Genomic DNA, 25,782 nt, shown 5'->3' with positions numbered 1-25,782 from the left:
ATTGAAGTAACAGGAAGGAAAATATGGGCGCTAACTTTACCGATAGCAGCCCAAAAGTTTACTTTTTAGCTTTGTTCCTAGTGGTTTTAAATTCACGAGATATAAAGCTCAAACTTTGCGCTTCTTGCCAGTATCCTGCTCTAAGCGTTTTCCCTTTTGCAGGCGGTAAACTATGCGCAGCTGTGTCAAATTTTAATGACCATGCTTGTCCAATCGGTAGCTCTGGTAATTTAAAATGGACATCATCTTTGCTTGCATTGAACATGATTAAAAATCTATCTTGATCTTTACAATGCTCATTATTAGAACAAACTAATTCAACCATAAAAGAGTTATTGCTTGGATCATGCCAAGCGGCTTCTATCATAGGTTTACCGGTTGAATTAAACCAATTCACTTTATGCGTGTTTAAAGCATTGAAGTATTTGTCATCTTCTAATGACAAGGAATGTAATAACTGGCTTGAATGTCTTAATTTGATTAAATGGGCAACAAATGCGCCTAACTCTTTATCTTCTTTGCTTAGAGTCCAATTAACCCAGTTAATCGCATTATCCTGACAATAAGCATTATTATTACCTAATTGGGTTCGGCCTATTTCATCACCAGCAAGTAAGTGAGGCGTACCTTGAGATAAAAATAAAGTTGCTAGCAAATTCCGCTTTTGTTTTTGCCTTAATTGATTAATTTTTTTATCGCTAGACGGGCCTTCAATACCATAATTTTCAGATAAGTTATGACCATGACCATCTCGGTTTTCTTCACCGTTAGCCTCATTATGCTTTTCGCGATAGCAAACTAGATCATGTAAAGTGAAACCATCGTGGTATGCAATATAGTTAACACTGGTATTTATGGTTCTTAAACCTTTTAAAAACACATCTCGAGAACCCATCAAGCGAGTTGCAAAGTCTGGTAATAAACCATGATCCCCACGCCAAAAACCTCTGCAGGTGTCTCTAAACTTATCATTACACTCATGCCAGTTTTCTGGGAATTGACCAAGCCTATATCCGCCCCAACCAATATCCCAAGGTTCAGCGATTAGCTTCACTTGGCTTAGTATCGGATCTTGGAATAACACTTTAAAGAAAGCTGAGTAATTATCAAAGTCATTACCTTCACGAGCCAAACTAACCGCGAGATCAAACCTAAAGCCATCCACTTGCATCTCATCAACCCAATATCTTAAAGACTCAGTGACAAGTTGAAGTACATAAGGGTTGTCTAAATTAATACTATTACCGCAACCGGTATTATTAACGAATTTAGTGTAGTTAAACGCATGGTTCTCTTGCTCAAACATATAAAAGTTTCGATTATCAAAACCTCTAAAGCTTAAGATAGGACCTTCAAAACCGCCTTCAGCGCTATGATTAAAAACGACATCTAAAATAACTTCAAAACCATGACGATGAAGCTCTCTTACCATAGTCTTGAATTCGATTGTCGAATCTTCTTTCGCGTATCTTGGTTCTGGAGTGAAAAAATTGATTGGGTTATAACCCCAATAATTGGTTAAACCCAATGATTGTAATCGAAGTTCAGACATAAAAGCAGAAACAGGCATCAATTGTAAGCTCGTGACGCCTAACTGCTTTAAATACTCAATGACTTTGGGTTGAATTAAACCTAAATATGTTCCTTTACAATCATCTGGAACATCTGGATGTATTTGAGTAAACCCTTTTACATGCAACTCATAGAGTACAGTATCCGAATCAGGTATGGATGGTTTCTCAACCCCTTGCCAATCAAAATCACTATCTTCCACAATACATTTAGGCATCATGAACTGAGAATCACCCTGATATAACCTATCATTCCATACCACAGGTCGATTTAACCCTTTAGCGTAAGGGTCAATTAATAATTTTCGATTATCCTGGTACAAGCCTTTGGCTGGATCAAATGTACCGTCCACTCGATAACCATATAACTGGCCTGGCTTAATACCAGCAACAAAAACATGCCATACCCGACCTTTTTTGCCTGGCATTTTGATTCGGCATATTTCTTTTTCATCTTTATTAAATAAGCATAATTCTACTTGACTGGCATCAGGCGAATATACCGCAAAGTTTGTCCCCTGCCCTTCAATATAAATAGGCCCCAACTGCTTAGCAAAACCTAAGTAAATATCATAGCCTGCTAAGGTCGTTAACTTTTCTTGTGCCGATATATTCACCGATAATTCCTTCTAAATATTAACCAAACTTAATATAAACAGTTGAAAGTGGTGGAACATTTAATTCGATTGAATGGCTTTGTCCCTGCCACGGTTGGTTTTCAGCTTCTATCTTCTGACCACAATCGTAATTGCTACCCCAATAATCCCCCGCATCTGTCGATAAAATCACCTCATAATTACCTAAGTCTTTTACGCCTAAACGATAATTATTTCTAGGAATCGGTGTAAAGTTACTGACCACATAAACTTTTTGAGAATTATCAGCTGATTTACGTACAAAAGATAAAATACTTTGTGCCGCATCATGGTGATCTATCCACTCAAAACCACCTGGTTCATGGTCTTTTTCATGTAAAGCTGGGGTGTCTTTATATAAGTTGTTTAATTGGCGGAATAGGTTTTGAATCCCTTTATGCTTATCAAACTCAAGTAAATGCCACTCAACTGAACCTTGGTAATTCCACTCAGAAGTTTGACCAATCTCATTACCCATAAAGTTTAATTTCTTACCTGGGTGCGCGTACATAAATGCGGCATAACATCTATGGTTTGCCGCAGCCTGCCACTCATCACCAGGCATTTTTTTCAATAAAGAACCTTTACCATGAACCACTTCATCGTGCGAAATTGGTAAAATAAAGCTTTCGTTATAGGCGTATACCATAGAGAAGGTAATCTCATTGTGGTGATACTTACGATAAGCCGGATCTTTTGAGATAAAGTGTAAGCTATCGTGCATCCACCCCATATTCCATTTAAAGCCGAAACCTAAGCCGCCTTCAAATACAGGTCTAGATACTTTAGGAAACGCAGTAGACTCTTCAGCAATAGTGAAAGCATGAGGATAGTTTTTATAAACTTCTTCATTAAACCAACGTAACAAGCTAACGGCTTCGTAATTTTCATTACCGCCATCAACATTTGGCACCCACTCACCTTCATCTCGTGAATAATCCCAATAAAGCATACTTGCAACTGCGTCAACTCTAAGCGCATCAACATGGAATTTATCTAACCAGATAAGCGCACTGGCAACTAGAAAACGTCTGACGGAATCTTTACCAAAATCATAAATGCAAGAATTCCAATCCGGATGCCATCCTCGACGTGGATCCTCATACTCATAAACATAAGTACCATCAAATCTAGCTAAGCCGTGACCGTCTTCTGGAAAATGTGCTGGAACCCAATCAACAATCACACCAATGTCGTTTTGGTGACACTGATCAACAAAATATTTAAAGTCATCTGGCGAACCAAATCGGCTAGTCGGTGCAAACATACCAACAGGCTGATAACCCCAAGAACCATCATAAGGAAACTCAGAAACAGGTAACATTTCAATATGTGTGTATCCCATATCTTTAATGTATGGAATCAGTTCTTCTGCTAACTCTCTATAAGTTAAAAATGAACGACCTTTAGCATCATATTTAGGTTTCCAACTGCCTAGATGCAATTCGTAAATGCTCATAGGTGATTTATACCTATCAACAACCGATTGTTCTTCTAGCCACTTCTTATCGTTCCATTGATATTCATTATGATTAAACACAACTGAAGAATGCGATGGGTATTGCTCGGCTTGAAAACCAATTGGATCAGCTTTATGAGGTAGCCTATTACCCATAGGATCTTTTATTTCATACTTATACTGCGCACCAGCACCCACGCCAGGCACGACTAATACCCAATGACCACATTGAGTTTTTTGCATTGGATGATAACGACCATCCCAGCAATTAAAATCACCAATTAAACTAACAGCGGTCGCATTTGGCGCAAAGACAGCAAATCGAGTCGCTGCTACGTCATCACCACCTGATACTGGGATATCAATTAATTGCGCACCTAACTGCTTATAAATATTTTGCGGCTTGGTATCGACATAATGTACAGCATGAAATGCTTCATCTTTAAACTGATAAGGGTCTATGACTTCATAAGTGTGTTCTGAATTTGTCACAACAAATTTATAATTTGTATTGCTCTGCAAAGTCTCAAATACGGATTCAAATAAGCCAGAATCAGCCACTTGCTCTAAAAATCCTAAACTAGTTTGCGATGATAAATCTATTACTTCGATTTTAATGGCATTTGGGATCCAAGCTCGAATAATTCGACCTTTTCCTTGAGGGTTTTCTTGAAGACCAAGAATTTCTAGCGGGTTGTGCAATTTAACTTCTTCTAAATCATTTAAGATCATACAAAAGTCCTGTTGTATTATTTAAAATTTATAAATCTAGATGTTACGAATTCATATTCTTATATTGCTATGTGAATAAAAGCAGTCAAACTCAGTGTGTCTCATATTTGAACTGCTTTCAATCCTTTTTAAGTCTAATTTATTGAACTGATTAAGATTCTTCTTTACGGGCAGTACACAATTGCTTCGTGAGTTCATTTACCTGAGGTAAAGCAAACAAAGTCTCTAAATTTTGTGATAATTTACGTCTCCAATTTGGGTACTCATCACAAGTTCCCGGCACATTAACTGGTAAGTCCATCTCAAGCCAATCTTCAAGCTGTAAACTCAATAAACAGCTCGCTGCTTTAGCCATATGAACTTGCATCGCATAATTTAACCTATTGTCCATTTCTACCTGATCTGGATTATGCGAAATATCAGAATGTATTGCAGCATGACCGTGCAAACTATCTAAAATTCTCTGCTTTGAATGATGCCTTGCATGAAACAAGCCATCTAACTCTGCCTGCTCTGGGTAAATACCTAATTCTTGACCCAGTTTTAAATCTTCACAATGCCAATAACCTCTCAGAGTCGGCATATCATGAGTCGTCAAAGTCGCCATTGCTTGCTCAGGATAATGCACAGGAGAGTAAAAACCACCATCAGGCGCAGTTTCAAAGAAGAAGACTCGATATGAAAGCACAGCATTTTCGTGCAAGATTTCTCTTATCCCTTCCGGAACTGTGCCTAAATCTTCACCTATTATCATGCATTGGTTACGTTGGCTTTCTAGGCAAAGTAAAGCGAGTAAATCATCAATAGGGTAATAAACAAAAGCGCCTTTAGTCGCATGCTCGCCACCTGGTACCCACCAAAGTCTGAGTAATGCCATGACATGATCAATTCTAAGTGCACCACATGACTGCATGTTAGCTCGATAAAGATCAATAATTGGCTGATATTTTTGCTGATAAAGTTTATTAGGCTCCATTGGCGGTAAACCCCAACTTTGTCCTAATGGACCAAGTGGATCGGGTGGCGCACCAACACTGATATCTGCACAATATAAATCTTGATTGGCCCAAACTTCAGCACTACCAGAACTAACACCAACCGCTAGATCTCGATAGATACCAATTGTCATGCCCTTTTCTTCTGCTAAGTTTTGACAAGCTTTTATTTGCTCTGCAGCCAACCATTGAAGATACATATAAAATTGAACTTGCTGTTGATTTTGTTCAGCAAATTCTTGAACAGCTGGCGCATCATACTGATTTAGTTTTTCTGGCCAACTTGGCCAACCCCAAGCCTGAATCCCCTGTTTATGAAGGTCTTCTTGTACCGCATCAAATATAGCTTGCTGTTTAAGAGATTCCCCGCCCGCTGTTATAAACTGCTTAAATGCTTTCGCTTTATCAGTATTTTGGTTTAATTCATTTTGTATAAACCACTCAAATAGCAGTTTAAATACTGGCATCTTAAGTTTAGCTATCGCGTCATAATCAACATAATCTGTCTCTTTGGCACTCACTTTTAATTGTTTGTGTAAAGGAGAGTCAATTAAAGACTGAATTTTTGTAGATCGACTAAATCCATCTACCACTTCAGGGTCTATGTAAAAAACATTTAACCACCGGCGCGAAGACGGGCTATAAGGACTACAATGTTCAGGATTAGAAGGTGATAATGCATGGATAGGATTAAGTCCGATAAAATCACCACCACGTGCTGATATTTCAGAAATCAATAAGTTAAGATCGGTGAAATCACCCATTCCCCAGTTACGTTCAGAGCGAACACAATACAACTGAACACTTGTGCCCCAAACTTTTTTACCTTCCGCGATAGGCTCTGGTTTATAACACTTTTTAGGTGCGACGATTAAAGATTGATCATCGACATTTTGTCCAACATTATCTGTTATAGATAATTGGTGATAACCACAAGGCAATTCGATTTCAGTGCTAATCAAATACTCTTGATGCTCTAGCTCATCAATATCAGCAACATCAATTAGAGCGCCTTCCACCGGAATAAAACTAAATTCTATAACTTGGCCTGATTCTAACGTTATCTTACAATCGAAAGGATCATTTGCTTCATTAATTGCAACTCTAAATTCAAAGTCTAAAATATCTGTTTGACGAATAATTTTAACTGGATTGATATTACTGAGCCAATAATCAGAGGCTTCTTTTTCAATTTGCTGCTTAAATTTATCTTCATTATCAATTTCATAACCCATGGCTTTCAATAATTTGGCCTTGCTTTCAGGGTCAACAACAGCATCTTTGCCCCAAGCATTTACGTAACGGGTCTCAATCCCCTTAGCTTTAGCAACTTGATCTATTAACTCGCTATTCATGGATTTTCCTTAATTTAAAATTATTGATAATTTTTTTAATCTTAGCATAACCTAATCCAGTAATTTTTCACTCTAAAATCACTTAAGTATCTAAAATTTACCTATAAATTTGGTTACAAAAATGACAGTTGAATGATTTTTTTAAATTATCTAGGTTTTTATCAGTTAGTTTTTGTATAATGCGCAAGAATTTTATAATACAAAACCTCTATTTAAGGGGAATTGTGCGTCAACCATCAGTTAAGACACTGAAAACATTAATTTTGGCGCACTCTATTATCAACTATCAGTTTAGGAATAACTATGACTATTAAAGTAGGTATTAATGGTTTCGGTCGAATTGGCCGTTTCGTATTTAGAGCTTCTGTAGAGCGTGACGATATTGAAGTTGTCGGTATCAATGACTTAATCGACGTAGATTACATGGCTTACATGTTAAAATACGATTCTACTCACGGTCGTTTTAAAGGCGATGTTGAAGTAAAAGACGGTAACTTAGTAGTAAATGGTAAAGTTGTTCGTGTAACTGCAGAGCGTAATCCTGAAGATTTAAAATGGGACGCAATTGGTGCAGAAATCGTTGTTGAATCAACTGGTTTATTCTTAACTGACGAAACAGCTCGTAAACACATCACAGCTGGTGCGAAAAAAGTTGTTATGTCTGCTCCTTCTAAAGATGACACGCCAATGTTTGTTTGTGGTGTTAACCTTGATTCATACGAAGGCCAAGAAATCGTTTCAAACGCTTCTTGTACAACTAACTGTTTAGCGCCTTTAGCTAAAGTATTAAACGACAAATGGGGCATCAAAGATGGCCTAATGACAACAGTTCACGCAACAACTGCTACTCAAAAAACAGTTGACGGCCCATCTGTAAAAGATTGGCGCGGTGGTCGTGGTGCTGGTCAAAACATCATCCCATCATCTACTGGTGCAGCTAAAGCTGTAGGTAAAGTAATTCCACAATTAAATGGTAAATTAACGGGTATGGCTTTCCGTGTACCTACGCCTGACGTTTCTGTTGTTGATTTAACTGTTAACTTAGAAAAATCAGCTACGTACGAAGAAATTTGTGCAGAAATGAAAGCTGCAGCTGAAGGTCCATTAAAAGGTATCTTAGGTTACACAGAAGATGAAGTTGTTTCTAACGATTTCGTTGGTGAGACTTGTACATCTATATTTGATGCTAAAGCTGGTATTGCATTAACTGATAACTTCGTGAAAGTTGTATCTTGGTACGATAACGAAATCGGTTACTCAAACAAAGTTTTAGACTTAGTTTCTTACATTGCTAAAAACTAAGTTGTACGCCTAGTTAACTAGGCGCACAAAAAAACCGATGTTAGCATTAGCAACATCGGTTTTTTTATATCTGAAAATTGATTCTGGATAAACTCAACGGATTAATTTTATAAAGCAATACTCGTCAGCTATTCAAGATTATCAATCGCATAAGTGGAAGCTTGTGTTATCTATACCTTACCAACTACTTTAGCTGGTTCAACTTTAGTTGCTTTGTAAGCAGGGTATAAAGTCGCAATAATAGACATTAAAACAGCAACACTTGCTGTTAACACCACATCTTGCCACATCAGCTCTGTCGGTAAAAAATCAATAAAATAAATATCACCAGATAAAAACTGAATACCAATTAAAGACTCAATCGCTGAGAAAAATTCGGTCAACCACAATCCACCCAAAATACCAAAAAAGGTGCCGATTAGTGTACCTAACAAGCCGCTATATAAACCTTTAATCATAAAGATTTTTATAATTGAGCTAGCAGGCATACCAAGCGTTTTTAAAATAGCAATATCAGACTGTTTCTCATTAACCGCCATAACTAAAGTTGAAACTATATTAAAACAGGCAACAGCAACCACTAAAGCCAAAATAACATACATAACACTTCGGACTAATTGAATATCATTGTAGACATGACCAAACTGTCTAGACCAGTCTTGAATGTAAACATAGTAAGGTAACTCGTAACCAATTTTTTGCGCAATTTGACGAGCATTAAAAACATCATCAATTTTTAACCTGATACCCTGTACGCCCTGATCCCAACCTGTCGCTTCAGCAGCTCTTTCTAGCTGAGTATAACCAATAGCATGATCAAGCTGACTACCAGAACTAAACCCGCCTAATAAAGTAAGGCGAATCAATTTTGGTGGGATTAAGCGACCGGTTTCACTCATTTGAGGCACCAAAACATCGACTTGTTCATTTATGGTTAAGCCTAAATCTTCAATAATAGCTTGACCTAATATCACACCATCTTGCTGATTAAATTTTTCAATAACATCGGCTTTCACATAGCTGGCTAAATTAGAGACATCTTGTTCTTGTTGCCAGTCTATCCCTCTAATTTCAATCGGTTTTAACTTATCGCCCTGTTGAATTAAACCACCAAATGTTACGAAGGGTGCAACCCCTAATGCAGAGCCATTCTGAGTTAAGCGCTTCTCAATACTCTGCCAATCATCTATACCTTTTTGCTCTACTGCAATAAATTCAATATGTGGGACTAAGCTTAATAACCTATCTTTGAGTTGCTGCTGAAAACCATTCATGGCAGACAAAACCCAAATCAATACACAAGTACCTAAAGCAATACCAATAACAGATGAAGCAGAAATAAACTGGATAAATTTATTCTTCGATTGGCTGCGGGCATAGCGCCAACCTATATAAAAGGCTAATTTATCAAACATGCTCAACCACTTTTGCTTGCCACTCAACCAATTGGCCTTTATCAAGTTTAAGCTGTCTGTCCATCTTACTTGCTAACTTTAAATCATGGGTAACAAAAACAAAGCTGGTAGAAAACAACTCTTTTAAACTCAAAATTAATTCAAATACACTTGCAGCGTTTTCTGAATCTAGGTTACCCGTTGGCTCATCGGCCAAAATTAATTTAGGTTGATTGACTAAAGCGCGCGCAATCGCAACTCTTTGGCGCTCACCGCCAGACAACTCGCTAGGCAAGTGCTTTAACCTATGACTTAAACCGACTTTATCTAAAATCTCACTCGCCATTTTTTTAGCCTGATTAACAGGTGTTTTTGCAATCATTAATGGCATTGCCACATTCTCTAATGCGGTGAATTCACCTAACAAATGGTGAAATTGATAGACGAAACCCAAGCTTTCATTTCTAAATTGAGCCTGTTTATCGTCATTCAGTTTATGTATATCTTGGCCATTAAACAGCACTCGTCCTTCAGAAGGAGAATCTAACGCCCCTAGAATATGTAACAAAGTACTTTTACCTGATCCAGAACTGCCAACAATGGCTAAATGTTCTGCTGCTTGTATCTCTAGGCTTAAGTTATCTAATACTTTAACCGTATTGTTCCCGTCTTGGTAAATTTTAGATAAATTCTGACAGCTTAATATTGGCTTACTCATATCTTAATATCTCTGCTGGGTTAGTGTTTGCAGCTCGTATGGCCGGATAAATAGTTGCTAAAAAGCTCATTAAAATAGCAGATAGTGAAATGGTTAATACTTGCTGCAAATTAATATCAACAGGTAAGCCCTGCACTGCATATGCTGGTACTGAAAATATACCTATGCTCAAAGCATGCAAAATATCATTTAAAAAGTAACTTAAGCTAAGTCCTAAAATTGTGCCAACAATTGCGCCTACACAACCCTTATACATGCCTTGAAACACAAAAATAGCAATTACGGTTTTGGCTTTAAGCCCCATAGTTTTCAGCGATGCTATTTCTCCTTGCTTATCATTAACAACCATAACTAGGGCTGAAACAATATTAAAAGTAGCGACAGCTATGATTAAAGCTAACATCAGCCACATCATATTTTTTTCCATTTTAACCGCTTCAAATAACTCGCCTTGATCTTGTTGCCAATTCGCATCAATTTGGATGTGTTCAAATTCAGATCCCAACCAAGTAATAACTTTTGAAACATCAAATGCATCATTTAAATATAATCTAAGACTAGATTGACCACGACTCACCTTACCCAGCATACGACTTAAATCATCATAATTTACTAAGACTACATTCGAATCGACGTCAGAGCCAACATCAAAAATCCCTGAAACAACAAACTTCCTTTGTCTCGGCATGCGCCCCATAGGTGTATAAACACTAGCTTCTGACAGCATAAGTCTGACAGAATCGCCTAACGACAAGTTTAATCGCATCGCTAACTGCTGGCCTATCACAACTTGATAAGAGCGAGCTTGGAGCGAATCAAAACTTCCTGAAATGATATTAGCTGGAATGATCGAATGAAGAGCTTCTTGTTCAGGTTGTATACCTTGAACAGATATCACTTTCATATCTTGACTGGACTGTACCAGCCCCATCACCTGCCGGTATGACGTTGCGCCTGCAACTAATTCGTGATCAGCAATTTTACTGGCGAAATTAAACGAGGTATCAGGATGTGTATCGGTCGTTATAACAACATGTGGTATAACGCCTAAAATGCGCTTTTTTAATTCACTTTCAAAACCGTTCATCACAGAAATTACAGTTATTAGCGCCATGACGCCTAAGCTAATACCAGCAACAGAAAAAAAAGTAATAAACGAAATGAAAGTATTGCCTTGCTTGCTTCGACTGTATCGGTTAGCAATAAACAAACTAAGTGGGTAGAACAAATCAGCCTCTAAATATTGTTTTTATTATCATATTTCAAACAAAAGAGAATATAGCTAATTTTTAAATTAATTGATACAAGTTTCCCTCGGTTGTAATTAATCATTAATATGTCCTAAATCAATAAATATTTACCGCTATTAGCTTCTAATAGTTGCCAAGTGAAGGCATTAAAAGCGATAATATCGCTCTTAATTTGAGCTGTTTTTTTATAATCCTTAAAACTTAAAAAATAGTAACCGGCGATTAACCTAATAACTACAAAAAAATACTAATCACTCAAAAACGATCAACCAATTTATGAATATTTAGCAATTTAGGAACAAAAATGTCTCAATCTGTATCGACGACTGTATTTAGAAACTTTCTGGGTAATGCGCCTACCTGGTATAAACAATTTATTATTGCGTGTTTAGTAATTAATCCAATCCTGTTTTACATTGCCCCCTACTTAGCAGGTTGGGCATTAGTAATTCAATTTATCTTTACACTCGCCATGGCATTAAAGTGTTATCCATTGCAACCAGGTGGTTTACTTGCAATAGAAGCAGTGTTTATCGGCATGACCTCCTCCGATCATGTCATGCATGAAATAAGCACCAACCTTGAAGTACTTCTACTCTTGGTCTTTATGGTTGCCGGTATTTACTTTATGAAAAGCCTGCTACTATTTTGCTTCACTAAACTCTTACTCAATGTGAAGTCTAAAGTCACTCTATCGCTTGCCTTCGTTATATCTTCCGCTATCTTATCTGCTTTTCTTGATGCTTTAACCGTTATTGCTGTTATCATCAGTGTTGCAGTAGGTTTTTACTCTATTTATCACAAAGTCGCATCTGGTAAAGATTTTTCAGCTGACCACGACCATTCTGAAGATAAACAAATTGAGCCACTTTCTAAAGAAAATTTAGAAAAGTTCAGAGCTTTTCTTCGTAACTTACTCATGCATGCAGCGATAGGTACAGCGCTAGGTGGCGTTATGACTATGGTTGGTGAGCCGCAAAACTTAATCATAGCGGAAAAATCAGGCTGGGGCTTTGCAGAGTTTGCGCTACGTGTGTCACCCGTTTCTATCCCAGTCTTTTTCTTTGGCTTAATGACGACCTTTTTGGTCGAAAAATTCAAAATTTTTGATTATGGTTCAGAACTACCAGAACCCGTTCGTGATATCTTAACAGACTACAATGCCTACCAAGACAAATACAGAAGCAAAGCAGATATAGCAAAACTTTGGGTTCAAGGTGTAATTGCAATCTGGTTAGTTGTCGCTCTTGCAATGCATTTAGCAGCTGTTGGCTTGATCGGTTTAAGCATAATCATTTTTGCAACTTCATTTTGTGGCATTATTGAAGAGCATGCACTGGGTAAAGCATTTGAAGAAGCCTTACCATTTACCGCACTACTCTGCGTATTTTTCACTATAGTTGCAGTGATTATTGACCAACAATTATTTATTCCAGTGATTGACTGGGTATTAAGCTTCGAAGGTAAAAATCAGCTGGGTATGTTCTATTTGGCAAATGGTCTACTTTCAATGGTCAGTGATAACGTCTTTGTTGGTTCGGTATACATCACAGAAGTAAAACAAGCTTGGTTAAATGGACAAATTACCCGTGACCAATTTGATTTATTATCTGTATCTATTAACACAGGTACTAACTTACCAAGTGTTGCAACACCGAATGGCCAAGCCGCATTCTTATTCCTATTAACTAGTACATTAGCACCGCTACTACGTTTGTCTTATGGCAGAATGGTATGGATGGCTTTACCTTATACTGTAGTGCTAACATCAGTAGGATTAATTGCGACTTGGGAATTATTACCGACTATGACTGAATGGATGTACAGTGTTCATTTAATTGAGCATCACTCTGCTACAGCAGGTGCACTCGAAGCAACTAATTCAGGGCACTAAAACATCAAGAAGGCACATTTATGTGCCTTCTTTTTATCACAACAATAGCGAAAACAATTAGAGCAAAAACAATGCAAACAACCATACTAAATCAAGCCTTTTCTAATCAACGTCTGCCTTGGCTTTTAGTTGCTAGCAGCATATTTTTTCTAGAGATTGCAGCGCTCGTTTTTCAATATGGTTTAGGTTACGAACCTTGCATTAAATGCATCTATCAAAGGCTCGCTCTGTGGGCATTACTTTTAAGTTGTCTGCCTGCCTTGATAGCACCAAAATTAATGCTGACTAGATTAATCAGCTATTGTTCAGCCATATTTTTTGCCAGTTGGGGTTATAAAATTGCAGCTGAACATGTCAACTTACAAACCAATCCAGATCCATTTGCAGCATCCTGCGAACTCTACCCTAGATTTCCAGAATGGTTTGCACCTGATGTTTGGCTACCTAATTTATTTGAACCTAGAGGCGACTGTGCAGCCATTGAGTGGGAACTATTCGGCTTAAGCATGCCAATGTGGATGCAAGTCATATTTGCACTCTATTTAGTGACCTTTGTTGCGGTCCCGGCTTATCACTTAATTCGATTCAAGCAAATTTAACGCTTAGTCATTAGGCGTCTTCCATCGAAAAGCAAATAGAATCAATGAAGTTTGCACATAAACCATATCAGGCTCGATAACTTTCTCTGCATTATGATTAAAAAGTGCTAAAATACACCAATAAAGTTTTAGCACTGACTGCTTGCCAAAACTTATCAACTTAGACATTTCAAACTGCAACTAGAGTATTCATGAGTTTTTCTAAATTAGGCCTACAAAAGTCCTTAATTCAAATCGTTAATCAATTAGGTTATGAAACGCCTACCCCAATCCAAGCTCAAGCAATACCTGTCGTGTTATCACAAAAAGATATTATGGCGCGAGCACAAACAGGCACGGGAAAAACCGCAGCATTTGCACTACCGATAATCCAAATTTTGACACTCGCAAATGTGGCGGAGCATCAATCATCGCCGAGCGCCTTAGTATTAACGCCAACTCGTGAACTAGCACAACAAGTATTTGAAAACTTTAAACAATACTCAGAAAGCACTAATTTAAGAGTTGATATTGCGTATGGCGGTGTCAGTTTAAATCCACAAATTGAAAGAATTAAGCAAGGCTGCGACATACTAATCGCCACTCCAGGTAGGTTACTGGATTTAATCTTCAAGAAAGTGGTTAATTTGTCCGAATTAAAACATCTAGTCTTTGATGAAGCGGACCGAATGCTAGATATGGGGTTCGCCGAAGATATCAATCGAATATTAGCTAAAGTACCAAACAACAGGCAAACCATGCTGTTTTCAGCAACATTTGACGATGCTATTTTCAAATTGAGTAAAACCTTACTCAACAAGCCTAAAAAAATTGAAATCGATAGTCTAAATACTGCAGCAGAAACAGTCGAACAAATCATCTACAATGTCGACCAAGATCGAAAAAGAGAGCTGATTTCGCATCTAATCGGCGCTAAAAATTGGCAACAAGTATTAATTTTTAGCCGCACCAAACAAGCCGCAGATGCATTAGCAAGCGAAATGAATAAAGACGGCATCAAAACGCTCGCTATCCACAGTGATAAAACACAGGCTAGAAGAGAAAATGCCCTAGCAGAATTTAAAGCAGGTACAACTAGAGCCCTAGTGGCAACCGATGTTGCCGCAAGAGGTTTAGATATACCTGAATTAAAATATGTTATTAACTACGAGCTGCCGCACGTACCAGAAGATTATATTCATAGGATTGGTCGAACGGGTCGAGCAGGCAATTCAGGTATCGCTATCTCATTAATGAGTGAAGGCGAAAACCATTTGCTCGAAGAAATAGAACTTATACTAGATACTCGATTACCACAACAATGGTTACCAGGTTATGAACCTGACTTAACCAAACCCACTAACACAAATCGTCGCAATAGCCGAAGTTCCGAAAAACGTCGAGCTAAAAAACGTATTAAACCTACGACTAAATTCAAAGCTCGTAATAAATAGGAAAATGAAATGACTAACAACGATATATTGCGACGAATTCGCTATACCTTTGATTACACAGAACACAAGATGAGTGAATTAATTGCAAGTGCAGGTAAACACAGCAAGCCTGAACTTATCACTCAATGGTTGAAAAAAGATGATGACCCAGACTACGTGCGTTGTAGTGACAGAGAATTCTCTAGCTTTTTAAATGGTTTTATAAATGATAAACGTGGACAAAAAGAAGATGGAACACTAGCTGTTGTAGAAGACCACCTAAACAATAATATTATCTTTATGAAACTAAAAATTGCATTAAATTTAAAAGCTGAAGATATTATTGAAATTTTAGAGCTAACAGAATTCTTTATTAGCAAACACGAACTAAGCGCTTTCTTTAGAAGGGTTAGTCATCAGCATTACAGAGAATGCCAAGACCAAGTACTCAGACGCTTCCTTATGGGTATGCAACTCAAGTACAAAGACAATCAAAAGTCTGCTGGCGATAGTCCATATGCAAACATAAAAAAATCAGCCATAAATAAAGCTAAGAATGATAAGTATAAAGCTAAAAAATCATTCGATAAGCCGAAGAGAAACCCTAAAGCTGAGGGTATTACTTACGGTGAATATGCCAATAATGTCAAAGTAGGTAAGGTAGAGAACAAGCCAGCGAGTAAAACAAAGCCAACGGCGAAAAAGAAGATCTCCAAAGCCAGCTTCAACTGGTCTGATATTGAAAAGTAAACTCAGAATCTCTCTCCTCAATCTATCTCAGAAAAATTTAAAAAAAACCAAAAACACTGTTTGACCATACAGTGTTTTTGCGCTTTAATAACTGCATACACATACAGTACTTTGAGATAGGTTTTCTATGTTAACTAATTTATACGTTAAAGATTTTGCGATTGTTGATAATTTAGATATAGATATTGATTCAGGCATGACGACGATTACCGGCGAAACGGGTGCGGGTAAATCAATTTCAATTGACGCTTTAGGCTTATGTTTAGGTGCAAGAGCAGAAGCTGGTATGGTTAGAAACGGTGCCGACAAAACTGAAGTATGCGCAACATTTAATGTAAAAGATAACCAAACTGCAATTAACTGGCTGATAGAACAAGATATGTACGAAGCCGATCAGCAAGATTACATTATCCGCCGAGTTATCTCATCTGAAGGACGTTCGCGCGCATATATCAATGGTGCACCTGTCCCAGCTCAATTACTTAAATCTTTTTCGAGCCATTTAGTCAATATACATGGTCAACATGCTCACCAACTACTTTTAAAACCAGACTATCAATTAGACTTATTAGATCAATACGCATCGCATAAACACCTGATTTCACAAGTGACTATGGCTTATCAAGGCTGGCACAAACTAACACAAGAGCTAAAACAGTTAGAGCAAGAAAAATCAAATCGCGATGCTCGCTTACAATTACTAGAATATCAAGTATCAGAATTAGATGAATTTAATTTACAAGCGGGTGAGTTCGAACAAATTGAAGAAGAATATAAACGTTTATCTAATGCCAGTACTTTAGTTTCAGACAGCCAATTTTGCTATAACCTACTGTGTGAAAATGACGAGCAAAACGTCAGCAGCCTACTTCAAATATTAGTTAATAAATTAAATGAGCTAATCCGCTACGACGCCAATTTAGCAAATGTTAGCCAAATATTAAATGAAGCAAGTATTCAAATAGATGAAGCGGGATACGAGTTAAGAGATTATTTAGAGTCTATAGAATTAAACCCAGAAAGATTAAATGAAATTGACGACCGAATGTCACTTGCGATGACGCTGTCGCGTAAACATCAAGTATCAGCAAGTGAACTCCATTTAGAGCATCAAAGATTAGCTGAAGAATTAAAAATTATTAAACAGTCTGATGAGAAAAACGAACACCTTCAGCACGAAGTAGAACAAGCCAAAAACCTATATTGGGATGCGGCAAAAAAACTATCTGAAAGTCGTGCGAAATCAGCGAAAGATATTTCGAAGAAAATTTCAAAAAGCATTCAAACCCTCAACATGGCTCAAGGTAAATTTGAAGTTCAAATTAATGCCTCAAACAAAATGAGCAAACATGGCTGTGATGAAATTGAATTCTTAATTTGTGCTAATCCTGGTCAACCACTACAAGCTTTAAATAAAGTTGCTTCAGGTGGTGAACTATCGAGAATTAGCTTAGCAATTCAAGTACTAACCGCATCCAAAATAGCCACGCCAACTTTAATTTTTGATGAAGTAGATGTCGGGATTAGTGGTGGAACAGCAGCCATTGTCGGCCAAATGCTACGCAAAATCGGAGAGTCAACTCAGGTTATGTGTGTTACCCACTTACCTCAAGTTGCAGCTTGCGGCCATAATCAAATGCAAGTCGTTAAACAAAATACCAAAACCAGTACACAAACGACTATGGTTAAGTTAAATCAGGAACAAAGGATTCAAGAATTAGCTAGGTTACTCGGTGGCGATGTTATCACTTCCAACACAATAGAGAATGCACGAGAATTGCTCGTTTGCTAATTTGGCTAATACCAATATTTATTGCATTGTGATCAATTCGGGATGGTGTTGGCTAATACCCATCAGTTTTACTATCTGTAGTAGCAGAATATGCGAATGAGCTCAGTTTAGTGAATAAATTTAAATTCGCTAAACTGAGTAATTACTTATCAATAGACTGTGTTACTCAATAAACCGTATTAACAATAAACCTATAGCTAGCTAAGACAAACACCCTTCGCTTTTAAATTACTATTTGCTTAAAGCCGACTGGAGTTTAAAACTTATGTTGGGCTAAATTATAGTGAAGTAAATTATCGCCCTTTTGTACATATATACTGCTAGGATCAATCAAGTTTGGCTCAGCCTTATTCGCCTTGTTAATGTATTTAATTGCCAACTCTAAATCACCCTCCATTAATGCCCTTTCGGCAAGAGACTTCATATAATGTGCATTATCACCAAAGAAAGTATCAATTAACTCAGTTAGTTCAGCTGCATGTTCTGGTCTTTGGGTTGTTGAATACAAGCTGCGCAAATTAAGTAAAACACCATATTCTCTGCGATCTAACTTTAAAGCATATAAATAAGCTTGCTCGGCTAATTCAAAGTGCTCTGCATTTGTTAAAGCAACGCCGAGGTTTGTCCATAAATAAGCCGTCTCACTATCCATATTGACCGACTTATAATACCAGTAATATGCTGTTTCAATATCGCGTCGAAGAAAGGCTTCAGAGCCAAGGTTGTTATAGTACAAGGCGATAGCCTGATCATCAGAAATCACCTTTCCTTGGTTTTTTTGGTAGTAAAATTTATCATAAAAATCAACAACAACTGACATGGTTTTACCACGATACATAACCGTATTAACATGGTTCATCTTAGTGAAAATGCCATTTTCCGAATGCCATACCGGTCGTGTATTCGCTATTTGAAATTTAGCTTTTAATCCTGCTTCTCTACCCAAAACTACCATCATAGCGGTTAAAGCTAAACAATTTCCACGCTTTTGCTTAAACGCTTCAGCAGCGGATAAAGTACCAAACATTTGATAATCAATTTTATAGCCATGATCATTAAACAAGCTGTCATAAATTTTATTTATTTTTTCAGTATCACTTAGACGTTTTAAATTGAGAGAAGCAATGAAGGATTTCATCTCAGGGCTAATTCTCAAGAAATCGGTTTTTGACTCTTGCTCCGCGATTTCTTCAACCATCAAAGTTTCTGTTAACTTAGGTTTTTCGACATCGACAGTTAAGTATTCAGGCAAGCTGACACAAGCAGATAGGATGAAACTAAAAAATAGAATGCCAAAATTTGAATATCGCATATTGATACCTTCCACGTTGCCGGTAACCCATAAACTATAGTTCAAAAAACAGCCTACTTCCTCTTCTAGAAGAAATTCATCAATCCCTTGAACAAACAACTGTATATACAGACAGCTTTAATTTGGCTATACTCATTTTTTTAGTTTAAATACTTTTGCTAATGAAGTTATATATCGCAGAAAAACCTAGCTTGGGACGTGCAATTGCCGATGCTTTACCTAAGCCTCACAAAAAGCAATCTGGTTATATAGAAGCGGCAAATGGCGACATAGTCACTTGGTGTATTGGTCATTTATTGGAGCAAGCACCTCCAGAAAATTATGATCCGGCTTTTAAGCAATGGAAGTTAGAGCACTTTCCAATCGTGCCTGAAACATGGCAGTTAGTGACCAAAAAAGAAACCAGCAAACAACTTACTGTGGTTAAAAATTTAGTCAAAAAAGCAAGTCAAATCGTTCATGCTGGCGATCCTGACCGCGAAGGACAGTTGCTGGTTGATGAGGTACTTTCGCATTTAAAAGTCGCTAAAAGTAAAATCAATAATGCACAAAGATGCCTTATCAACGACTTAAATTTACCGGCGGTAAAAAAAGCACTATCAAGTTTAAGACCAAATACTGAATTCGTGCCGCTTTCAACTTCTGCATTAGCTCGCTCTCGCGCTGACTGGCTATATGGCATTAATATGACTCGTTTATGCACAATACATGGTGGCAAGTCTGGGTATCAAGGCGTGTTATCGGTTGGGCGTGTACAAACACCGCTATTAGGCTTAGTTGTCAGAAGAGACGAAGAAATAGAAAACTTTGTCAGTAAGCCTTTTTACGAAGTTTTTGCCAATGTGATTACCAAAGATAACCAAAGCTTTAAAGCGAAATGGCTCCCAAGTGAAAACTGTGCCCCATATCAAGATAGTGAAAATCGAGTTATTGTGCGAAAACTAGCTGAAAATGTTGTTTCCCGAATCTGTGGCCAAGATGGTGTTGTCACAAAATCTGATAACAAAAACAAAAAACAAGCGCCACCACTACCCTACAATTTATCTAGCTTACAGATTGATTGCGCCAAACGGTTTGGCTATAACGCCAAACAAGTTTTGGATTATTGCCAAACCTTGTATGAGAAATATAAACTGATTACTTATCCAAGATCTGATTCTAGATATCTACCTAAAGAACAGATTTCACAAGCGGGACAAGTATTAAATGCGGTTGCTAGCGTTTCAGAAAGCTTAAAACCTTTTGTAGCGGACGCAAACACTCAGCTAAAATCTAAAGCATGGAACGATAGTAAAGTGGATGCGCACCATGCAATTATCCCGACTATGAACAGTAAGAAGCCGGCTCAAATGACGCAGCCCGAGTTAAATATATACCAACAAATTGCGAGACAATACCTAGCTCAGTTTTTTCCTGCGTACGAATACCAAGAAAAATTAATCGAGTTAAATATTGCAGGCGGCTGTTTTAGAGCTAAATCAAAACAAGCAAACAAACAAGGCTGGAAGATATTATTTCCTGCAGCTAAGCCTCAAGCAGACGGTCAAAAAGAGGATCAAAAAGACGGACAAGAGCAAACACTACCAAACTTATCAGTCAATGACCCAGTCCACTGTAATAACGCAGAAATTATCGACAAAGCAACAACTCCACCCGCCTATTTCACAGATGCAAGTTTACTATCCGCTATGACAAGTATTAGCCGTTATGTCGCAGATAAATCATTGCATAAAATCTTAAAAGAAACTGACGGCATAGGGACAGAAGCAACACGAGCTGGGATTATAGAGCTCTTATTTAAACGCCAATATTTAATCAGAGAAGGTAAACAGATTAAAGCGAGTTTGATTGGCAAAAAGCTCATTGCTAGCCTGCCAGAGTTAGCAACTACACCGGATATGACAGCTATTTGGGAATCAAGGCTCGGTTTAATCGCTCAAAAACAGTTTAAATACCAAGACTTTATGTCTGATTTAGAACAGCAAGTAAAACAAATTGAACATCAAATTATTCCAAGTGCATTTACCGCATTAAAAGGCGAAGGAAAAAAGCCAAACTTTAAAAGAAAATATAAAAAAGCGAGAGCAAAAACAAAAACAGCGGCTTAAAGCCGCTGATTTTGTTTTCATTACTGAACTGAGTTTAGGATGTAAACCAAAACCTACTCAGCTAATGGACGCATATGTGGGAATAAAATAACGTCTTTAATAGTTGGGCAATCAGCAAATAACATAACTAAACGATCAATCCCGATACCCTGACCTGCTGTTGGCGGTAAACCATACTCAAGTGCAGTAATATAATCTTCGTCGTAATGCATAGCTTCATCATCACCAGCATCTTTTTCAGCAACTTGCTTGCTAAAACGCTCAGCTTGATCCGCTGCATCATTTAATTCTGAGAAGCCATTTGCTAATTCACGGCCACCGACAAAAAATTCAAATCTGTCTGTCACGAAAGCGTTTGAATCACTACGACGTGCTAGTGGTGAAACTTCCCACGGATATTCAGTGATAAATGTAGGTTGATCTAATTTATGCTCTGCAACTTCTTCAAATATTTCACATAAATATTTACCTGCGCCCCAAATACCGTCTTTTTCAGGCTCTTTAATCCCTAATTGCTTAGCAATCGCTTTTAAGCCTTCAAGGTTATTTTCTGGGTCACTGATAATATCGGCATCTAATTCAGGTGCATATTTTAAAATTGACTCAACCATAGTTAAACGAACAAATGGTTGACCAAAATCATACTCAACTGTTTCAACTACTTCGCCATTTTCATCACGTTTAGAGTTAGTTACTTTAGTTGTACCTAATACTTCTTGTGAAACTGTGCGTAGCATATCTTCTGTTAAGTTCATTAAATCAATGTAATCGGCATACGCTTGGTAAAATTCAATCATAGTGAATTCTGGGTTATGGCGTGTGCTTAAGCCTTCATTTCTGAAGTTTCGATTAATTTCGAAAACGCGTTCAAAACCACCAACAACAAGACGCTTCAAGTAAAGCTCAGGAGCGATTCTTAAAAACATATCGATATCAAGCGCATTGTGATGCGTAACAAATGGACGAGCTGTCGCGCCACCTGGGATCACATGCAACATTGGCGTTTCAACTTCCATGAAACGACGATCGGTTAAATAACGACGAATACCGTCAATCACTTTAAATCGAATTTGGAATACATCACGAGTTTGTTCATTTGTCATCAAATCAACATAACGTTGGCGGTACTTAGTTTCCTGATCCGCTAAACCATGGAATTTTTCAGGCAATGGACGAAGAGATTTAGTCAATAATTTATATTCACTCATGTGAACATATAAATCACCTTTACCTGATTTACTTACCGCACCTGAAACGCCAATAATATCGCCAATATCAAGTTGGCCATATTTTTCTTTCAAGTCTTTTTGAACTTGCTTATCAGCATAAGCTTGAATGCGGCCTGACATATCTTGTAATAACAAGAAAGGACCACGTTTTGCTAATATACGACCCGCAACTGAAACTAGATTGTTTTCAGCAACTAGCGTTTCTTTATCCTTTTCACCGTGTTCTGCTTGTAAATCATCAGCGAAATGCTCACGTCTAAAATCATTAGGGTGACCATTCGATGCACAGTTTTCACGAATGTTAGCAAGTTTTGCACGACGCTCAGCGATTAGTTTATTCTCATCTTGAGCGACTTGGTTCTGATCAGACATTATATTTTCCTGTCTCTAAACTAAAACTAATATAGTTTTAAGCTAATAAATTATTAAAGCCCAGCTTTTAAAGCGGCTTGTAAAAATGGGTCTAAATCGCCATCTAAAACGGCTTGAGTATTTCGGTTTTCAACCGAAGTTCTTAAATCTTTTATTCGAGAATCGTCCAATACATAAGAACGGATCTGACTCCCCCAGCCAATATCAGATTTACCATCTTCTAATTGCTGTTTTTCTGAATTCTGTTTTTGTAGCTCTAGCTCATACAACTTAGCTTTTAACTGATTCATTGCCTGATCTTTGTTTCTGTGTTGAGAACGATCATTTTGACACTGAACAACTGTATTGGTCGGTAAATGCGTAATACGAACCGCAGAGTCCGTTCTATTAACGTGCTGACCACCCGCACCAGAAGCACGATAAGTATCTATACGTAAATCTGCAGGATTAATCTCAATATCAATATTGTCATCAACTTCAGGATAAACAAACGCAGATGCAAAAGAAGTATGGCGTCTATTCCCCGAATCAAACGGAGATTTACGGACTAGTCGATGTACACCCGTTTCGGTTCTTAACCAACCAAAGGCATACTCACCAGAAACCTTGATAGTAGCCGATTTTATTCCTGCTACATCACCATCTGAAACCTCGATTAACTCAGCTTTAAAATCGTGTGCTTCTGCCCAGCGTAAATACATACGTAAAAGCATGTTGCACCAGTCTTGAGCTTCAGTGCCGCCCGATCCAGATTGCAAATCGACATAACAGTCAGATTCATCTTGCTGACCGCTAAACATACGACGAAACTCAAGCTTGGCGAGCTTTTCTTCTAGCCCAGCAATTTCTTCTATTGTTTCGTTTAACGTTTCTTCGTCTTCAGCTTCCACTGCGAGCTCTAATAAACCAGTTACATCTTCTAGACCTTGGTCTAAATCGAGTATGGTTTTCACTACAGCTTCTAATGCAGCCCTGTCTTTACCTAGTGCCTGAGCTTTTTCTGGATTATTCCAAACTTCAGGATCTTCTAGTTCGCGGGTAACTTCTTCTAATAACTCTGCTTTGTGAGCAAAGTCAAAGATACCCCCGAAGCGATTCAGTTCGTTCAGAAATATCTTTTATTTTTAATTGAATCGGATTTATTTCAAACATCCAAGGTCTCAGAGCTAAAAATTAAGGCCGCAAATTGTACCGAAAAAGCAGGAAATTGAATAGCCATACCGAAAAAAATTGCAAGAAAATAGTTCTCTCGCTGATAAAAATGAGCCAAATGGCTAGCAAGCCAATAAAGCTTAATTTAAAGGCTTAAAGTGGACTAGAAGATATTGCTAAGATTTTGTATGGCAGCCACACCTAAAAACATTAATTTACAACAGCTTAAAACTCTATTAATTGAGGATAATTTTGATGAATTGAAATTATTGGGCCCGCTAAAGCTCAACTAAGGCCACATTGGCTAACTAATAATTTTGATGCTAGGGTGTGTTGACGTTTGCTGTACATATTTTGTTCTAATTAAACGCTTTTTGCTCGCGACGCGAGATATACAGCATAGTTTTTCTATGTAAATATCGAGTAACAAAGAGCTAAAAGTGTTTAAGACGAATCCGAAGGACAACGTTTGTTTGAGATTTATACTGCATTATAGCTCATTCAAGTAGCTCACTACATTTCAATCGCTATGCTTTGCCTAAATCTCAAACAAACTGCTGCAAAATTGTACTCAAAAGATCAACACACCCTAGGTAAATGGCTCAATATATAAGATTCAAAATTATCTTTTAATTGAACTGGAAATCTAAATCCTGCAATCACACCTGGCGCAATAGGATTAAAAGGTAAAGAGAAATAAACCACATCTCCAACGGGTTCAATTGCAACTTTCCTAATATTATTTTGCATAAACCTGTGGTTATTAAACACAATTTCATCGTTTGAGAATCGCAAATAATCCGTCGGATTTTGAACGATTGGCAGCTGTGAATTAAGCCTTTGATCTTCCTCAAAATAAAAGCTAACTAACAATTGCACTATCGCGATAATAATGAAGACAAACTCTAAGCTACGGTCGGTAACAAAACACCACAATACATAGCCACATAAAATTAATCCGTAAATTTGTAAGTTACGAATTTGCTTTTTGCTAAGTGTTTTTAGTTTCATACCAATTATCCATAATTTATCCTTGCGCCGAGGGTGTAATGTGAGAATTAAAACGTTAGTGTGGCAGGCATACAAAAACCTGCCGAAGATCACTATTCCCGATTTAAACCTGAATGGCTCATTGGATTAGTTGTTACTCACCACTTTCAAAATGAGCAAAAACTTCCGCACCAGTCATATTGTGTGTTTCATTTTTAAACTCGTAATATTCTGGCTTTTCATCAATGAAAATTTGATGCGTTAACTTGTAATCACCACCTGACGTCAGTAACCCAACAGGAAGATGATACTGATTGTTTGGTACTAAAAAATAAAATAAGTGTGTACCGCATTTACCGCAGAAACCTCTTTGCGCCCATTCTGATGATTGATACCTAACAACATTTGATTCACCTGATATTTTAACTGCATCAGCACAATCAATGGCTAACATTGGGCCGCCAGACCAATTTCGACACATGCTACAATGACAAGCTGCCACTTCGTTACTGGCGTACTCTACTTCTAGCTCAACCAAGCCACATAAACACTTTCCTTTACCTTGCATACATCCTCCAACCTTTTGCTGTGTGAAACTTAATATTAGTTCAAATTATATTGAACAAAATCAAATGTAAAATTAAATATGACAGCTATGGCTAGAAACCGTTAATTCATAACTGACCAACCAGATTAAACAAGGTTCATGTTTCATCACCCGCTAGTCACTTGCCTTGATTAGACATTTAGTTGGCATGCAT

Annotated in this window: 19 protein-coding genes; 7 read left to right on the top strand and 12 right to left on the bottom strand. The window is 37.6% G+C overall.

The genetic code is table 11. From position 1 onward, the window contains the following. Positions 1-58 precede the first annotated feature (58 nt). The 3 genes from glgX to malQ all read right to left on the bottom strand — a co-directional run bounded on the left by glgX (position 59) and on the right by malQ (position 6,747). Positions 59-2,188 carry a glycogen debranching protein GlgX gene (gene glgX / locus XM47_RS10615; RefSeq protein WP_245623451.1) on the bottom strand — a complete coding sequence of 710 codons (2,130 nt, stop codon included), beginning with the start codon at positions 2,186-2,188 and terminating at the stop codon, positions 59-61. Positions 2,189-2,207: 19 nt separating this feature from the next. Beyond that, positions 2,208-4,397 carry a 1,4-alpha-glucan branching protein GlgB gene (gene glgB, locus XM47_RS10610; protein WP_053084545.1) on the bottom strand — a complete coding sequence of 730 codons (2,190 nt, stop codon included), beginning with the start codon at positions 4,395-4,397 and terminating at the stop codon, positions 2,208-2,210. A 151-nt stretch (positions 4,398-4,548) separates the two neighbouring features. After that, positions 4,549-6,747 (bottom strand): 4-alpha-glucanotransferase, encoded by a 2,199-nt coding sequence (gene malQ / locus XM47_RS10605; protein WP_048692333.1) that lies wholly within the window; start codon positions 6,745-6,747, stop codon positions 4,549-4,551. Positions 6,748-7,050: 303 nt separating this feature from the next. Here malQ and gap point away from each other — a divergent pair, with 303 nt between their 5' ends. Beyond that, positions 7,051-8,049: a type I glyceraldehyde-3-phosphate dehydrogenase gene (gene gap / locus XM47_RS10600; RefSeq protein WP_048692332.1), complete on the top strand. Its 999-nt coding sequence runs from the start codon at positions 7,051-7,053 to the stop codon at positions 8,047-8,049. Positions 8,050-8,219: 170 nt separating this feature from the next. On the opposite strand, the gene lolE is transcribed toward gap, so the two are convergent. From lolE to XM47_RS10585, 3 genes are read right to left on the bottom strand one after another with little or no spacing between them, the layout of a single operon-like run. Further along, a complete protein-coding gene (lolE, locus tag XM47_RS10595; RefSeq protein WP_048692331.1) occupies positions 8,220-9,464 on the bottom strand; it encodes a lipoprotein-releasing ABC transporter permease subunit LolE in 1,245 nt (414 codons plus the stop codon). Further along, positions 9,457-10,161 (bottom strand): lipoprotein-releasing ABC transporter ATP-binding protein LolD, encoded by a 705-nt coding sequence (gene lolD, locus XM47_RS10590; RefSeq protein ID WP_048692330.1) that lies wholly within the window; start codon positions 10,159-10,161, stop codon positions 9,457-9,459. Before lolD ends, lolE begins: the two co-directional genes overlap by 8 nt. Further along, on the bottom strand, positions 10,154-11,389 hold the full coding sequence (locus XM47_RS10585) for a lipoprotein-releasing ABC transporter permease subunit (protein WP_048692329.1): 1,236 nt from the start codon (positions 11,387-11,389) through the stop codon (positions 10,154-10,156). The genes lolD and XM47_RS10585 overlap by 8 nt, the downstream gene beginning before the upstream one ends. 326 nt (positions 11,390-11,715) lie before the next feature. On the opposite strand from XM47_RS10585, the gene nhaB reads away from it, so the two are divergent. Together nhaB and dsbB are read left to right on the top strand one after the other, a co-directional pair. Continuing rightward, on the top strand, positions 11,716-13,305 hold the full coding sequence (nhaB, locus tag XM47_RS10580; protein ID WP_048692328.1) for a sodium/proton antiporter NhaB: 1,590 nt from the start codon (positions 11,716-11,718) through the stop codon (positions 13,303-13,305). 71 nt (positions 13,306-13,376) lie between these two features. Further along, complete coding sequence (gene dsbB / locus XM47_RS10575) at positions 13,377-13,904, top strand: disulfide bond formation protein DsbB (RefSeq protein WP_048692327.1); 528 nt, start codon at positions 13,377-13,379, stop codon at positions 13,902-13,904. 3 nt (positions 13,905-13,907) lie between these two features. Here the strand turns inward: dsbB and XM47_RS19125 are convergent, their stop codons facing one another. Further along, positions 13,908-14,072 (bottom strand): hypothetical protein, encoded by a 165-nt coding sequence (locus tag XM47_RS19125; RefSeq protein ID WP_154665751.1) that lies wholly within the window; start codon positions 14,070-14,072, stop codon positions 13,908-13,910. 23 nt (positions 14,073-14,095) lie between these two features. Here XM47_RS19125 and XM47_RS10570 point away from each other — a divergent pair, with 23 nt between their 5' ends. The 3 genes from XM47_RS10570 to recN all read left to right on the top strand — a co-directional run bounded on the left by XM47_RS10570 (position 14,096) and on the right by recN (position 17,858). Then, a complete protein-coding gene (locus XM47_RS10570; protein WP_048692326.1) occupies positions 14,096-15,337 on the top strand; it encodes a DEAD/DEAH box helicase in 1,242 nt (413 codons plus the stop codon). Between the two features lie 9 nt (positions 15,338-15,346). Next, positions 15,347-16,066 (top strand): DUF1456 family protein, encoded by a 720-nt coding sequence (locus XM47_RS18855; protein ID WP_077066536.1) that lies wholly within the window; start codon positions 15,347-15,349, stop codon positions 16,064-16,066. A 127-nt stretch (positions 16,067-16,193) separates the two neighbouring features. Then, a complete protein-coding gene (gene recN, locus XM47_RS10560) occupies positions 16,194-17,858 on the top strand; it encodes a DNA repair protein RecN (RefSeq protein ID WP_048692325.1) in 1,665 nt (554 codons plus the stop codon). A gap of 256 nt (positions 17,859-18,114) precedes the next feature. Here the strand turns inward: recN and XM47_RS10555 are convergent, their stop codons facing one another. Next, positions 18,115-19,170 (bottom strand): transglutaminase-like domain-containing protein, encoded by a 1,056-nt coding sequence (locus XM47_RS10555; protein ID WP_048692324.1) that lies wholly within the window; start codon positions 19,168-19,170, stop codon positions 18,115-18,117. Positions 19,171-19,331: 161 nt separating this feature from the next. On the opposite strand from XM47_RS10555, the gene XM47_RS10550 reads away from it, so the two are divergent. Beyond that, the gene (locus XM47_RS10550; protein WP_048692323.1) at positions 19,332-21,278 is read left to right on the top strand and encodes a DNA topoisomerase III; all 1,947 of its coding nucleotides are present in this window, start codon (positions 19,332-19,334) and stop codon (positions 21,276-21,278) included. A 53-nt stretch (positions 21,279-21,331) separates the two neighbouring features. On the opposite strand, the gene lysS is transcribed toward XM47_RS10550, so the two are convergent. The 4 genes from lysS to XM47_RS10530 all read right to left on the bottom strand — a co-directional run bounded on the left by lysS (position 21,332) and on the right by XM47_RS10530 (position 25,589). Next, the gene (gene lysS, locus XM47_RS10545) at positions 21,332-22,879 is read right to left on the bottom strand and encodes a lysine--tRNA ligase (RefSeq protein ID WP_048692322.1); all 1,548 of its coding nucleotides are present in this window, start codon (positions 22,877-22,879) and stop codon (positions 21,332-21,334) included. A gap of 53 nt (positions 22,880-22,932) precedes the next feature. Further along, positions 22,933-24,031, bottom strand: a protein-coding gene (gene prfB, locus XM47_RS10540) for a peptide chain release factor 2 (protein ID WP_172656522.1) whose coding sequence is annotated in 2 segments (ribosomal slippage) — positions 22,933-23,955 and positions 23,957-24,031 — 1,098 coding nt in all. Because the reading frame shifts where the segments join, the coding sequence is not laid out codon by codon here. Between the two features lie 579 nt (positions 24,032-24,610). Further along, the gene (locus tag XM47_RS10535; protein ID WP_048692321.1) at positions 24,611-25,042 is read right to left on the bottom strand and encodes a hypothetical protein; all 432 of its coding nucleotides are present in this window, start codon (positions 25,040-25,042) and stop codon (positions 24,611-24,613) included. 133 nt (positions 25,043-25,175) lie between these two features. Then, positions 25,176-25,589, bottom strand: coding sequence for a GFA family protein (locus tag XM47_RS10530; protein ID WP_048692320.1), 414 nt, complete (start codon positions 25,587-25,589; stop codon positions 25,176-25,178). Positions 25,590-25,782 lie beyond the last annotated feature (193 nt).

This window comes from Catenovulum maritimum (assembly GCF_001050375.1).
Lineage (GTDB): Bacteria > Pseudomonadota > Gammaproteobacteria > Enterobacterales > Alteromonadaceae > Catenovulum > Catenovulum maritimum.
This window is presented reverse-complemented; position numbering and strand designations above follow the sequence as displayed.

Coding starts and splice junctions, on each gene's coding strand:
- glgB (WP_053084545.1), bottom strand. CDS start 4,397: ATGATCTTAAATGATTTAGAAGAAGTTAAATTGCACAACCCGCTAGAA.
- malQ (WP_048692333.1), bottom strand. CDS start 6,747: ATGAATAGCGAGTTAATAGATCAAGTTGCTAAAGCTAAGGGGATTGAG.
- gap (WP_048692332.1), top strand. CDS start 7,051: ATGACTATTAAAGTAGGTATTAATGGTTTCGGTCGAATTGGCCGTTTC.
- lolE (WP_048692331.1), bottom strand. CDS start 9,464: ATGTTTGATAAATTAGCCTTTTATATAGGTTGGCGCTATGCCCGCAGC.
- lolD (WP_048692330.1), bottom strand. CDS start 10,161: ATGAGTAAGCCAATATTAAGCTGTCAGAATTTATCTAAAATTTACCAA.
- nhaB (WP_048692328.1), top strand. CDS start 11,716: ATGTCTCAATCTGTATCGACGACTGTATTTAGAAACTTTCTGGGTAAT.
- dsbB (WP_048692327.1), top strand. CDS start 13,377: ATGCAAACAACCATACTAAATCAAGCCTTTTCTAATCAACGTCTGCCT.
- XM47_RS19125 (WP_154665751.1), bottom strand. CDS start 14,072: ATGTCTAAGTTGATAAGTTTTGGCAAGCAGTCAGTGCTAAAACTTTAT.
- XM47_RS10570 (WP_048692326.1), top strand. CDS start 14,096: ATGAGTTTTTCTAAATTAGGCCTACAAAAGTCCTTAATTCAAATCGTT.
- XM47_RS18855 (WP_077066536.1), top strand. CDS start 15,347: ATGACTAACAACGATATATTGCGACGAATTCGCTATACCTTTGATTAC.
- recN (WP_048692325.1), top strand. CDS start 16,194: ATGTTAACTAATTTATACGTTAAAGATTTTGCGATTGTTGATAATTTA.
- XM47_RS10555 (WP_048692324.1), bottom strand. CDS start 19,170: ATGCGATATTCAAATTTTGGCATTCTATTTTTTAGTTTCATCCTATCT.
- XM47_RS10550 (WP_048692323.1), top strand. CDS start 19,332: ATGAAGTTATATATCGCAGAAAAACCTAGCTTGGGACGTGCAATTGCC.
- lysS (WP_048692322.1), bottom strand. CDS start 22,879: ATGTCTGATCAGAACCAAGTCGCTCAAGATGAGAATAAACTAATCGCT.
- XM47_RS10535 (WP_048692321.1), bottom strand. CDS start 25,042: ATGAAACTAAAAACACTTAGCAAAAAGCAAATTCGTAACTTACAAATT.
- XM47_RS10530 (WP_048692320.1), bottom strand. CDS start 25,589: ATGCAAGGTAAAGGAAAGTGTTTATGTGGCTTGGTTGAGCTAGAAGTA.